Origin of the sequence: Pseudomonas sp. IB20, from assembly GCF_009707325.1 — a bacterium.
In the GTDB taxonomy this organism is placed as follows: Bacteria; Pseudomonadota; Gammaproteobacteria; order Pseudomonadales; family Pseudomonadaceae; genus Aquipseudomonas.
Map to the genome: position 1 here is coordinate 2,897,832 of NZ_CP046103.1, position 13,312 is coordinate 2,911,143.

General features: G+C 62.0%; 10 protein-coding genes and 1 pseudogene. 6 read left to right on the plus strand and 5 right to left on the minus strand.

Annotated elements, in window-relative coordinates:
- Window positions 1–29: 29 nt before the first annotated feature.
- From GJU48_RS25265 to GJU48_RS13355, 3 genes are read right to left on the minus strand one after another with little or no spacing between them, the layout of a single operon-like run.
- Window positions 30–308, minus strand: coding sequence for a hypothetical protein (locus GJU48_RS25265; protein ID WP_155296014.1), 279 nt, complete (start codon window positions 306–308; stop codon window positions 30–32).
- Window positions 309–346: 38 nt separating this feature from the next.
- The gene (locus GJU48_RS13350; protein ID WP_371917674.1) at window positions 347–1,321 is read right to left on the minus strand and encodes a metallophosphoesterase; all 975 of its coding nucleotides are present in this window, start codon (window positions 1,319–1,321) and stop codon (window positions 347–349) included.
- Entirely contained in the window at window positions 1,318–2,208 is an 891-nt protein-coding gene (locus tag GJU48_RS13355; protein ID WP_003217892.1) for an NAD(+) kinase, read from the minus strand. The genes GJU48_RS13350 and GJU48_RS13355 overlap by 4 nt, the downstream gene beginning before the upstream one ends.
- A 145-nt stretch (window positions 2,209–2,353) precedes the next feature.
- On the opposite strand from GJU48_RS13355, the gene GJU48_RS13360 reads away from it, so the two are divergent.
- Window positions 2,354–3,301 carry a DUF1853 family protein gene (locus GJU48_RS13360; protein WP_094950658.1) on the plus strand — a complete coding sequence of 316 codons (948 nt, stop codon included), beginning with the start codon at window positions 2,354–2,356 and terminating at the stop codon, window positions 3,299–3,301.
- Here the strand turns inward: GJU48_RS13360 and pvdP are convergent.
- Complete coding sequence (gene pvdP / locus GJU48_RS13365; RefSeq protein ID WP_094950657.1) at window positions 3,294–4,913, minus strand: pyoverdine maturation tyrosinase PvdP; 1,620 nt, start codon at window positions 4,911–4,913, stop codon at window positions 3,294–3,296. The two genes, GJU48_RS13360 and pvdP, sit on opposite strands and share 8 nt — an antisense overlap.
- Before the next feature lie 142 nt (window positions 4,914–5,055).
- Between pvdP and pvdM the strand changes: the two genes are divergently transcribed.
- From pvdM to pvdO, 3 genes are read left to right on the plus strand one after another with little or no spacing between them, the layout of a single operon-like run.
- Entirely contained in the window at window positions 5,056–6,405 is a 1,350-nt protein-coding gene (gene pvdM / locus GJU48_RS13370) for a pyoverdine-tailoring dipeptidase-like protein PvdM (protein ID WP_094950656.1), read from the plus strand.
- An 18-nt stretch (window positions 6,406–6,423) separates the two neighbouring features.
- Window positions 6,424–7,704 (plus strand): pyoverdine-tailoring periplasmic protein PvdN, encoded by a 1,281-nt coding sequence (gene pvdN, locus GJU48_RS13375; protein WP_094950655.1) that lies wholly within the window; start codon window positions 6,424–6,426, stop codon window positions 7,702–7,704.
- Window positions 7,705–7,734: 30 nt separating this feature from the next.
- On the plus strand, window positions 7,735–8,607 hold the full coding sequence (gene pvdO / locus GJU48_RS13380; RefSeq protein WP_094950654.1) for a dihydropyoverdine dehydrogenase: 873 nt from the start codon (window positions 7,735–7,737) through the stop codon (window positions 8,605–8,607).
- 129 nt (window positions 8,608–8,736) lie between these two features.
- Here the strand turns inward: pvdO and GJU48_RS13385 are convergent, their stop codons facing one another.
- A complete protein-coding gene (locus tag GJU48_RS13385; protein ID WP_094950653.1) occupies window positions 8,737–9,564 on the minus strand; it encodes a N(5)-hydroxyornithine transformylase PvdF in 828 nt (275 codons plus the stop codon).
- Between the two features lie 201 nt (window positions 9,565–9,765).
- Here GJU48_RS13385 and GJU48_RS13390 point away from each other — a divergent pair, with 201 nt between their 5' ends.
- Both GJU48_RS13390 and GJU48_RS13395 read left to right on the plus strand, forming a co-directional pair.
- A complete protein-coding gene (locus tag GJU48_RS13390) occupies window positions 9,766–11,418 on the plus strand; it encodes a cyclic peptide export ABC transporter (protein WP_094950652.1) in 1,653 nt (550 codons plus the stop codon).
- Between the two features lie 154 nt (window positions 11,419–11,572).
- Window positions 11,573–13,291 (plus strand): annotated as a pseudogene (locus GJU48_RS13395) (TonB-dependent siderophore receptor).
- The last annotated feature ends 21 nt before the right edge of the window (window positions 13,292–13,312 follow it).

Here is a 13,312-nt window from a genome sequence, read left to right on the forward strand (position 1 = left end):
AATTGACGGCCGGGCGCGATACCGGCGCGTCAGAATTCCTTGGACAACTTGACCTGGGCCAGCTCCTTTTCCAGCAAGCGCCGGAAGATCTGCGGCGCCGCGAAGGTATAGGCCGCAAACGCCAGCCACACCCAATCAATCATCTGAGCAGCATCGGGCCACTGTTCAAGGTCGGCCGGCAGCAGTTTAAGCCCCCGCTCATGCTCGCCGCGCTCAAGGCTGGCGCCGAGCAGCAGCGTCAGCAGCGCGACATTGCCGGGCGCCGCAGACAACGCGGCCTCCAACTGGTCGAACGTCGAATCATCCATGGTGCTTCCTTAAAAGTTCAGTGACGGCACACAGAGGCTCATGCGATCACCTCCGGCCGTTCAACATCGACCCACACAAACTTGCGCGGATCCAGTTGGGTTTCCTGATCCAGCCGGTAGGCCACCAGCTTGCCGTACAGCACGGCGCTGTAGTCCAGGCAGGCCAAGTTGGGGCGGATCGGTGCCGGTTTGCCGCTGCGCCAGTAATGGCCGACGAACAACAACGGTTCGTCGACGCCATAACGCAGCAGGGAGTTTTTTTCGGTCGACGACAATGGCGTACGCGCCACCGGCTCCGGCAGCGCATCGGGCTGGAACACGATGTCGCCGTAGGTTTTCGGGTCGTCTTCCCAGAATTTGGTGCGAAAGAACGAGCGCGTCAGCCCATCGCCACCGGTCAGCGTCAGGCCATCCGGCAGGCGCATATCGGTGCCGCGCAGTAAGCGGTCGAAGGCGTTGCAGGCAAAACTGCCCGGCACGGCAGCGGCCTGCAGGAAATGCTGGTCGATGCAGCCATCCGGGAAAGTCGCGCGCAGCGGCTGGATAAACCCATCATCCCAGCACGCATGCACCACGCGGAAACGCCCCGCATCAACAAACAGCGGCATGTCGTAGAACCAACCGAGAAAATCGTGCCAGTCGCCCGGGTGCTGTTCGAATTGGGTCAGGGTTTCGTGGATCAATCGCGCGTGGCGTGGGTTGTGCTCGCGCACGAACTGCTTGCCGCTGCCCGGCGGCGCGGCTGTGCTCCAGCCCAGCGCGTTGAATTCGTGGTTGCCCATGATGCACAGCGCCTGACCGGCCTCGGCCATGTCGTGGACGATATGCAGCGCCTCGCGAATGCGCGGGCCACGGTCGATGATATCGCCGAGGAACACGGCCATTCGCGACGGATGGCGCCAAGTGCCACCCTGCTTGTGGTAACCCAGCCGGTCGAGCAAATGCTCAAGGGTATGAGCGCAACCGTGCACGTCACCAATCAGGTCGTAGTTACGCGCGGGATCGAGCATCAGTCGCCTCCACCCCCCAAGCGGCTACCCCAGCCCAACTTGGTGCGGCACACTTCGTAGTAGTTGTGATCCAGCGGGTGGATCAACCGCAACTTCTGCGCCTTTTTGCTCACGGTGATGGTGTCACCGGGGGCGCAGGTGAAATGGTTCTGCCCGTCACAGGAGACTTGCGGGTAGATCTGCATGTCTTTGGACACCACGATTTTCAGCTCACTGTTGCCATCGACCACAATTGGCCTGCTGGACAACATATGGGGGTACATCGGCACGATCACAATGGCATCCAGCTTGGGATGCATGATCGGGCCGCCTGCCGACAGCGCATACGCCGTGGAACCGGTCGGCGTGGCGACGATCAGGCCGTCGGCCTTCTGGCTACACACGAACTGGCCGTCGATATACAGCTCGAACTCGATCATCCGCGTGGACTTGCCCGGGTGCAGCACCACGTCATTGAGTGCATCGCCCTGGCCGATGGCCTCGCCGTGGCGGCGCACTTCGGCTTGCAGCAGGAAGCGGTTTTCGACCAGATAATGGCCGTCGAGCACCTTGGCCACTTCGACTTCCAGCTCATCCGGGCGGATGTCGGTGAGAAACCCCAGGCTGCCGCGGTTGATCCCCAACACCGGCACGTTATGCCGCGCCAGGGCCCGGGCGGCGCCGAGCAGGCTGCCGTCGCCGCCGACCACAATGACCATGTCGCAGACTTCGCCGAGCATTTTGCGCGACGAGGTTTGCAGGCCGTGGCCCGGCAGGATTTCGGCGATGGTGTCTTCGAGGATCACGTGCAGGTGGCGCTCGAGCAGAAACTTTTTCAGTCGGCGGACGGTGTCCAGCACCTGGGTACTGCCCAGGCGACCGATAATGCCGATATTGCGAAATTGCTCCATGGGGCTCCTGCGGGATGTTGGGTGTGGCGAAAAACAACGATTATGGGCGAAAGGCCGCTTCAGGCAAAATCCTTTGTCGCCATGAAGCCTTGATGACAATGGTTCTCAGCCACCTGTCCTGCGCTTAAAAGGCTATGCTCGGACCATGACTGTGTTCCCGGATCTGCACAACCTGCCCCGCCAGTTGCGGCACCCCGAGGTGCGCGACCTGGCGTGGGTGATGCTGGCCCCGCCGATGCTCGCGCAAACGCCTTGGCCACAGCGCCACCCGCTGGCCGGTAGCGACTGGGTGCAGGCACCGCACCTGCTGGAACACTGGTTGCGCACTCTCGACCAAGACAGCCGCGCCTTGCAGCATTGGCTCAGCCTGTCACGCACCCGCCGCCTGGGCCTGTATTACGAACGCCTGTGGCAATTTGCCGTACAGCATGCGCCGGGCGTGGAATTGCTGGCTGCCAACCTGCCGATCCGCCGTGCCGGGCATACCTTGGGCGAGCTGGATATGCTGCTGCGCGACCGCGATGGCGTGCACCACCTGGAACTGGCGATCAAACTCTACCTGGGGCCGCAGAGCGGCAATAGCCTGGACACCGCGCAATGGCTGGGGCCCGGCTGTCATGATCGGCTGGACCGCAAGTTAGCGCATCTGGCCCAGCACCAACTGCCGATTTCAGCACGCCCGGAAAGCCGCGAGGCGCTCGCAGCGCTGGATATCCAGCAATTCGACGCGCACTTGTGGCTCGGCGGGTATTTGCTCTACCCCTGGCCCGGCCAGGCCGAGCCGCCCCACGGCGCCCATCCGCTGCATTTGCGTGGGCGCTGGCTGCATCAGCGCGATTGGCCGGCGCTGGTCAGTGCCAGCCTACCGGGGCGCTGGCAACCGCTGCCCCGGCACGCCTGGCTGGCGCCGGCGCACTACCCGCAGGCGCAAGTGTGGAGTGGGGAGCAGATGCACGGCTGGCTGGCAGCGCTGGACCCGATGGCACCGGCGCAACTGTTGGTGCGCCTTGTGCAAAATGGCGAGGATTGGGAGGAAGCCGAACGCCTGTTTCTGGTAGCCGATCTCTGGCCAAACGTCCCAGGCGTTACTTGACCTTCAAGTGCCGTGCATACCAGGGCCGCCTCGGCACACGCTTGAACAATGCCTGCAAGCCTTCGTCCTCAGCGGCAAATGTAATACGCAGCGCCAGCTTCATGGTCTCCGGGTCCATTTCCATCGAGCGCCCCATCTGTAACCCCGGCGTGGTGCTGCAGCCGTGGGTGTCCGGCCCCAGCCACGGATCGCCCACTTCCACCCAACGCCCCTGCGCGAACCAGTTCACGCCATTGACCTCAAGCCGGCTGACCTCGCCTGGATTAAAGCGCTCGTGGGCGCGATACCAATCCTCGATGCGGTCGTCGATCCAGCCGTGAAAATGCCAGAACACCGGGTTTACATGCGATGAAAACGGGTCGCCGAGAAAGTCGTTTTCCGGCGCATACCAGCGCGCGGCAAAGTCCGACGGATCGCGGGCGAACGGCACCGGCGCGCCGTTGGACGGGTCACGCGGCACCGAGGCCCAGCGCATGTGCAGCCAGTCGTGCAGGCCCAGTTCCATCTCCGAGCCCAACTGCCCCAAGGTCAGCTTGGCCAAGTAACGCGGATCGCGATATTGGGATTCCCAGACCTGGAAGTTGCTGTGGTAGGCCTCGGCCGCCTTGATATCACTGACCCATTGGGTGTAGTCGCTGTCATCCGGCGCCGACCAACACGGCGGCAGCGCGAAGCCGTCGTGGTTATCGAAATAACGCACAAAGCCAAGGCGATCGCGTTCCAGCGCCGGCTGCGGTTCGGGGAATTGCGGCCACGACGGCAAATCTTGCATGGAGCGTGCGGTGCCGAGCATGTGGCGGTGCATGAAAAAGAAGTCGATACCCGAACCGTTGCGGTCTTTGCGCTTGCCGCGTGCGTCGCGTTCCTGGCCGCGCGGGCCAGGCTGCCAGCCGATACCGCGCAAGGCGTCGCGCTTCTCTTGCGAGAGTTTGTGCCACTGGTCACGGGTGGCATGCCAGAGCTGGTGAAACAGGCGGTGCTCGGGCGAAATCAGCCAGGCCAGCAGCGTCGGGTTGAGGCCGATGCGTTGGCGGGCTTCGGGAAACAGCTGCTTGTGGGCGATAAAGCGGTTGTCGCGTTCGGTCAACGCCAACGGCCGATCGAGGTTGAGAATCTGCCCGCTGAGGGTACTGCTGCCGGCGTTGGCGAAGTCGGCCCAGACTTCATCGAGGGTCATCTTGAACTCATAGGCCGGTGCGCCGTCGGCCGCATCGCGGTCGATCAGGCGCCAGTAAAGCAAGGCGCCCTCGCCTGTCAGCACATCACCGAGTACGCGGTAGCGCGGCTCACCTTCGGCGCGCAGGTTGTGTGCGGTGTCGAGGTAGCCGCGCAAGCCACGGCCACGCGGGGCAATGTCCAGCAGCAGTTCCAGACCTTGCAACGGCAGGCCCTTTAGCCCGGCGTCGCGGCCTTCCAGGCGCAGGCTCCACACACCGCGCAAAATGTTCGCCAAGTGCTGGCCTTCGGTGTTAGCCAACTCCACCGTGGCCTCGCCCGGGGTGATGGGGAACTCTTCTTCACGCGTCAGCTCGCGATGGGCATAAAAGGCCGCCGGCACGGCGGCGCCTGTCAGCGCCAGGCCTGCGATGAACCCACGTCGAGAGATCGTCATTGTCTACCTTAGGAAACGGCTTAATCAGAGCTAGAACGTTTGCAGCCCCGGGAAATTTACCGCAGCGCCCACCAGGCCTAAATTTCCCCCGCCATGGCTCGTTCTTCCCTGATAGCAAAGGCCTCAACTGACTGAGATGGCAATGACAAAACCACGTTCGAAAAAGGCGCTGTTAATCGGCCTGCCGCTGGCATTGGCCATCGGCGCCGGGGCTGGCTTTCTGATCTGGGACCACTGGTTCCGGGGCAATGCCGGTTACCCGCTGGAGGTGATCAAGCAAGCCAATGAAATGCAGGACCGCCTGCTGTCGTTCGACAGCCACATCACCGTGCCGATGGATTTTGGCACCGCAGGCAACGAGGCCGACAAAGATGGCAGCGGCCAATTCGACTTGGCCAAGGCCGCACGCGGGCGCTTGTCGGGCGCCGCGCTGACGATTTTCGGCTGGCCGGAAATCTGGAACGGGCCCAACGCGCCGCACAAACCCACTGACGGTTTTGTCGAGGAGGCCCGCCATGAGCAGGAGGTGCGCTACAAGATCATCTCCGGCATGGTCCGCGACTTTCCCAACGTGGTCGGCATTGCCTACACCCCGGACGATTTCCGGCGCCTGCATGGCGAGGGCAAGTTTGCGGTATTTATCAGCATGCTCAACGCCTACCCGCTGGGCGATGACCTGAACCAGCTGGACCTGTGGGCGGCGCGCGGCATGCGCATGTTCGGTTTCAGCTATATCGGCAACAACGCCTGGTCCGACTCATCCCGCCCACTGCCGTTTTTCAATGACACCACCGACGCCCTCGAAGGGCTGTCGCCCATCGGCCAGCAAGCGGTGCATCGCCTCAATGACCTGGGCGTGATCATCGATGTGTCGCAAATGTCGACCAAGGCCCTGGAACAGGTGGCGCAACTGAGCCGCACACCGATGGTGGCGTCCCACTCGGCACCGCGCGCCTCGGTGGATATCCCGCGCAACCTCAGCGACAAAGAACTGCAACTGATCAAGAACAGCGGCGGCGTGGTGCAGGTGGTGGGTTTCCCGACCTATTTGCGCCCGCTGAGCCAGCCAACCCAGGAAAAACTCAACGCCCTGCGCGCGCGTTTCGACTTGCCGCCGCTGCCAGACCTGGCCATGGCCTTGATGCCCGGCGACGCGATTATCGCCGCCTGGTCCGAGCAGAAGTTCGGCCAGTACGCCCAAGGCCTGTACGGCATTCTTGAAGAAGAACCCAAGGCCACCCTCAAGGATTGGGGCGATGCCATCGACTACACCGTGCGCAAGATCGGCATTGATCACGTCGGCATCTCGTCAGACTTCAACGACGGCGGCGGCATTCAGGGCTGGGAGAACGTCGGCGAGGTGCGCAACGTCACCGCCGAACTGATCCAGCGCGGTTATTCCGAAGCCGATATCGCCAAACTGTGGGGAGGCAACTTCCTGCGGGTGTGGGACCAAGTACAAAAAGCCGCCAAGCCATTGGCCAACCGCTAACCACTTAGAAGCAAGTCCATGACCGACCGCCGTACATTTCTCAAGCAGGCCGGCGTATTCGCCGCCAGCCTGCCGATGGGCGCCGCCCTCCTCCCGCAGGCCCTGGCCGCCGAGCCGGCACCCACTACAAACGACCCATGGACGGGGCTCAAACAACTGTTCACCCAGGACCCGAATTACCTGCATTTTTCCAACTTCCTGGTCACTTCACATCCCCGGCCCGTGCGCGAAGCGATTGACCGCTACCGCCAACAGATCGACCGCAACCCCGGCCTGGCGATGGACTGGGGCCTTGAAGAAACCTGGATACGCGAAGGCCAGGTGCGCGAATGGGCCGGCCGCTACCTGAACGCCAAGCCGCCACAGATCGCGCTGACCGGCAGTACCTCGGAAGGCCTGGCGATGATCTACGGCGGCATCAAGCTTGGGCCCGATCAGGAAATTCTCACCACCGAGCACGAACACTACGCCACGCAGAGCGTGCTGGATTTTCGCGTCGCCCGGCAAGGCACGCAGGTGCGTCGAATCCGCTTGTTTGAGAATACCAGCCAGGTCTCCAGCGACGAAGTACTGGGCAACATCAAGCGTGCCATTCGCCCCAATACCCGCGTACTGGGCATGACCTGGGTGCAATCGGGCAGTGGCGTGAAGCTGCCCATCGGCGAGATCGGCACGCTGGTCGAAGAACTCAACCGCAACCGTGACGAGCAGGACCGCATTCTCTACGTGGTCGATGGCGTGCATGGCTTCGGCGTGGAAAACCTCGACTTCCCGGCCATGCACTGCGACTTCTTTATCGCCGGCACCCACAAATGGATGTTCGGCCCGCGCGGTACCGGGCTGGTCTGCGCGCGTGACGCCGAGAACAAATACGTCACGCCGATGGTGCCGACCTTCTCCGAAGACACCAACTTCGCCACCACCATGACCCCTGGCGGTTACCACGCCTTTGAGCATCGCTGGGCGGCGGACGAAGCCTTCAAACTGCACCTGCAACTGGGCAAGGCGCCGGTGCAGGCGCGTATTCACGCACTCAACACCGAGCTCAAAGACCAATTGCTGGCCCACCCGCAGATCGAACTGGTCACGCCGCGCAGCCCCGAGCTCTCGGCAGGCTTTACCTTCTTCCGGGTCAAGGGCCAGGACAGCGAAGCCGTGGTCGCGCACATGATGAAAAACCGCGTGGTGATCGATGCAGTGGACCGCGATGTCGGCCCGGTGATTCGCACCTCACCCGGCCTGCTCAACAGCTCGGATGAGATCCAGCGCTTCATGACCTTGCTGAGCCAACGGTTGTGACCCCACTTTCCCTTTGAACGAGATGCCCACATGACTCCATCCCGACTCAAGCCCCTCACTGCCCTGGCGCTGACCGCCCTGTGCGGCGCGCTGTTGCCCGGCCTGGCCCAGGCCGCCACCCCACAGCCGGGCAAAGTATTCAAGGACTGCAAGGACTGCCCCGAAATGGTCGTGCTGCCTGCCGGCACCTTCACCATGGGCACCCCTGAAGACGAAGTCGGCCGCGAGCCGGATGAAGGCCCAATGCATGCGGTGACCTTCGCCAAACCCTTCGCCATGAGCCGCTTCCACGTCACCGCCGCAGAGTGGGACAGCTACCTGCGCCAGACCGGGGTCAAGATCGCCAATGGCGACGACCGCCCAGGCCGCGAATGCATCGCCAGCAAGCCGCGCTACCCCCAAGGCCCGCGCCAGCCGGCGGTGTGCATGGACATGGACGACATCAAGAACTACGTGGCCTGGCTGTCGAAAAAGACCGGGCAGAAGTACCAGATGGTCAGCGAAGCACAACGTGAATACGCCGCCCGCGCCGGCTCAACCGGGCCCTTCCCTTTCCCCTTCGATGAAGGCAAGGGCTACAGCATCGCCGAGCATGCCAACACCTACGGCCCGGCGGATGGCTACAGCTACTCTTCGCCGGTGGGCAGCTACCCGCCGAATGCATTCGGCATGTACGACATGCACGGCAATGTCTACGAGCGGGTTGCCGATTGCGAGCATCCCAACTACATCGGCGCACCCACCGACGGCAGCGCCTGGGTAGAGCCGAACTGCGAGAGCTACCAGATTCGTGGCAACGACTGGGGCGAGGCACCCGTGTTTTCGCGCTCGGGCAACCGCAACAACATCTACCCGCACACGCGCGGTGACTGGATTGGGTTCAGGGTCGTGCGCGAACTCTAAGACCACCACCTTTCAAAGGTGGGAGCGGGTTTGCTCGCGAAGGCAGTGTGTCAGCCACCTGATGCATCTGCCGCTCGCAGGCAAGCCCGCTCCCAAATTTTGATCTGTATGCACCCAATAGGGTTAGGTTCAGGCCTGCTTGGCCAACAACTCCAACCCTTCATGCAGCGCCGGGAATAGGCTGTTGTTGAAGTTGTTCCAGCGCAGTTCGAGGATGGTGTCCTCGGGCGAAATCTCGGTTTTGAGTACATCGTGGAACACTTCACCGGAGTCGATGCCGTTATCCACGTAGTGGAACGACGCCCCGGTAAGGTACAGCGGCTCCGACGGTGTGGTGGCCTTGGTCGCCCAGTCCACCACGGTTTGCCCGCGCGCGCCGTACAACGCATTCCAAGTGGCGTAAGCGCCACGGCGTTCGTAAGGCGATTCGATGCGGGTGATGCCTGGGTGGATATTCATGATCCGCCGTGCAAACGGCGCCCCTGGGCGCACCAGCTCATCCAGAATCACCAGCAGACCATCCAGCACGACGATATCGGCCTTTAACTCCACCAGCGTGTCATGCAGGCGACGCTCGAAATCCTGCTTGCCCGCAATGTGCTCGGCGCTGCCGCGCGGCAGGCGGCGATAGGTGGATGGCACGCTCAGCAACAGGTCGTTGACCAAGCGCCCCTGCACCTGCAAGTCCGCCGGGTACAACCACTGGCGGCCTGGCTTATAGGCAAAACCGTAATCGCTGACCAGTTGCTGATCACGCGGGTTCTGCTCGTCATCGTCGTACACCACGCCGACCAGGTTGTAAGCCTCGCCCAACGGCGTGTCGTTCAGCGAACCCACCAGAAACTCCAGCACCGACTTCATGTAGCGCTCGTGGTCCTTGTAGGCCACCGGCTGCCCGGCCTTGTCGGCGGCGGCATTTCTCAGGGACCAGACATACACCAGGTTCTTTTTCGTCATTGTTTCGCTCTCGCTGAATGGACTGCGCGCCGTGTCGATACACGTGCGCCTACAGCACAAGAACGAACCAGCCCGGCGGCAATTTATCCCGCGCCGCCAGCAAAGGGCACGCCGCGCTAAATACTCGCGCCGGCGCTTCGTTTGTCATGGGTAAGGGTCTGTGTGCCCAGCCCCCTCTTTTTGACTTTCCGGGAAGTATTTATGACCGACCCCAAGCGCGGCGCCTTCAAAGGTTTGCTCGCATTGCTCAGGCCTTTTCGCACTATCGTGACGGTCTCCGTCGCCCTGGGCATGGCCGGCGGCCTGGCCATCACGTTGCTGCTGGCGACGATCAATAACGCCCTGCATTCCACCACCGGCATGACCCAGGGCGTGATCCTGACCTTTGCCGCGCTGTGCCTGTTGGCGCTGACCAGCTCCATCGTCTCGGATATCGGCACCAACTATGTGGGCCAACGGATCATCGCCGCCTTGCGCAAGGACCTCGGCGAGAAAGTGCTGTCGGCGCCCATCGAGCAGATCGAGCGCTACCGCGCCCACCGCCTGATTCCGGTCCTCACCCACGACGTCGACACCATCAGCGACTTCTCCTTCGCGTTCACGCCACTGGCCATCGCCACCACGGTGACCCTCGGCTGCCTGGGCTACCTGGCCTACCTGTCGGTGCCGATGTTCCTGATGATGATCGTGGCCATCGTCATCGGCAGCAGCGTGCAGTTCATCGCCGGCCACAAGGGCATCCGCGGTTTTGACGAAGCCCGCGACCTGGAAGACGAACTGCAACGCTACTATTCAGCGATTGCCTCGGGCGCTAAGGAGCTGCGCATCCACCGGCCACGACGCTACCGGATGAACACCCACCGCATCCAGGCAACCGCCGACCAGATCAGCGCTATCCAGGTGCGCTCGGTGAATATTTACATCGTGGCGAAAACCTTCGGCTCGATGCTGTTCTTCGTGGTCATCGGCCTGGCCCTGGCCATGCAGGCCTACAACCCCAACCCGGACCCTGCAGTGATCACAGGCTTCGTGCTGGTGCTGCTGTACATGAAAGGCCCGCTCGAACACGTGGTCGGTTACCTGCCGATCATCGGCAAGGCGCGGATTGCCTTTGCGCGCATCACCGAGTTGTCGGATCGCTTCTCGTCCCCCGAGCCACACTTGTTGATGGACGGCAGCGAAGCGCCGACACCGGTGGTCAACAGCCTTGAATTGCGCGGCATCAGCTACAGCCCGCCGCCGGTGGAAGGCAGCGAGCCGTTCCACCTGGGGCCGATCAATCTGAGCATCAAGCAGGGCGATATCGTGTTTATCGTCGGCGAGAACGGTTGCGGCAAGACCACACTGATCAAGCTATTGCTCGGTCTGTACCAACCCGACGCCGGTGAAATCCGGCTTAACGGCGACACCGTGACCGACCCCGTGCGCGATGACTATCGCCAATTGTTCACCACGGTATTCGCCGACTACTACCTGTTCGACGACCTGGTCCAGGGCAGTGCCACGCAATCGCTGGACAGCGCCGCCAAGTACCTGGAGCGCCTGGAAATCGCGCACAAGGTCAGCGTCAAAGACGGCGTATTCAGCACCACCGACCTCTCCACCGGCCAGCGCAAACGCCTGGCGCTGGTTAATGCGTGGCTCGAAGAACGCCCCGTGCTGGTGTTCGACGAATGGGCGGCCGACCAGGACCCGGCGTTCCGCCGCGTGTTCTACACCGAGCTGCTCCCAGACCTCAAACGCCTGGGCAAAACCATCATTGTGATCAGCCATGACGACCGCTATTTCGATGTCGCCGACAAGTTGGTGCGCCTGCGTGCGGGCAAAGTGGTGCACGAGATGGAACCGGCGTGAAATTTCTTTTCCGGTTTCTTCGGATAGGAACGTCTCACTAGTGGTAATGAGAATTGACCTCAATAAACACTAAGAACTGCCCACTTAACACCTAGAAGAGAATGCATCCATGCCAGCAACGTTCGGTCTGAGTCCCTTGAGCAAGGCACTCTCCATGCGCCGCCTCTTGAACATCCCTATCCTGCCCAGCAGCCTTGCCTTTGCAATGGCGTTGCCGGTGGCGGGTTATGTGCAGGCTCAGGAAATCGAATTGAACGTGCCTGCACAGCCGCTGGGGAGCGCGCTTCAGGAATTCGGCCGCCAGACCAATTTGCAGGTGCTGTACAGCCCGACCGATGTAGAAGGCAAACGCAGCCACCCGATAAAGGGCAAGTTACAACCCAGCCAGGCCATGACCACCTTGCTGACCGACACGGGTATCAGTTACGACCCGCATCCCGACTGCCAGCAACGGCGCCATGGAGCTGGGCCCCACCGCGGTCACCGCCACCCAGTTGGGCAACGTCACCGAAGGCACCGGTTCCTACACGCCCGGCACCATCGCCACTTCCACCCGGCTAATACTGACCCCCAAGCAAACCCCGCAGTCCGTCAGCGTGGTCACCCGCCAGCACATGGATGATTTCGGCCTGAACAACGTCGATGACGTGATGCGCCATACGCCGGGTATCACGGTGTCGGCCTTCGACACCGAGCGCAGCAACTATTATGCGCGAGGCTTTTCGATCAATAACTTCCAGTACGACGGCATTCCTTCGACGGCGCGTAACGTTGCCTACTCAGCGGGCAATACCCTGAGCGACATGGCGATCTACGACCGCGTCGAAGTGCTCAAGGGCGCCACCGGCCTGCTCACCGGCGCCGGTTCGCTGGGGGCGACGATCAACCTGGTGCGCAAGAAACCCACCGCGGACTTCCAGGGTCACGCCACCCTCGGCGCGGGCTCGTGGGACAACTACCGCAGTGAACTGGACGTCAGCGGCCCAATGACCGACAGCGGCAATGTGCGTGGCCGCGCGGTTGCGGCCTATCAGGACAAGCGCTCGTTCATGGACCGTTATTCGCGCAAGAGCCCGACGTACTACGGCATCATGGAGTTCGACCTGTCACCCGACACCTTGCTGACCGTAGGCGGCGACTATCAAGACAGCCTGCCGACGGCCTCGTCGTGGTCCGGCAGTTTCCCGTTGATCAACTCCAACGGCGATCGCAACAGTGCGAAGCGCTCGTTCAACAATGCTGCCGACTGGAGCAGTTGGGAGCAATACACCCGCACGGTGTTCGCCATGCTGGAACATGATTTGGGTGATGGCTGGATCGGCAAGCTGCAACTGGACCACAAGATCAATGGCTATCATGCTGATGCGACGTCGCCTATATTCCCAACAGCCACCCAGGGTTGGATTACGCATCTCTGGGCACCGAAGCTAAGACCAAAGGCTACGAGGCGGAAATCTCTGGCGAACTGGCGCCGGGCTGGCAGTTGCAAGCGGGTTATACCCACAAGATCATGCGCGACAAACAAGGCCAGAAGCTCTCCACCTGGGAACCGGAAGATCAGGTCAATCTCTACACCAGCTACAAACTGACCGGCCCACTGGACAAGCTGACCTTGGGCACCGGCGTGCGCTGGCAGGGTACCGGCTGGAAACTGCTGAACAACTACGCCAAAGGCACTACGGAAAACTTCTCCCAGGACCCGCTCTGGGTAGTGGACGCGATGGCCCGCTACCAGGTGACCAAGAATGTCTCGGCGACCCTTAACGTCAACAACATCTTCGACAAGAAGTACTACACCAACATCGGCTTCTACAACTCGGCCTACTACGGTGACCCGCGTAACGTGATGCTCAGCACCCGCTGGAACTTCTGATCTAGCACAAAACCCCTGGTC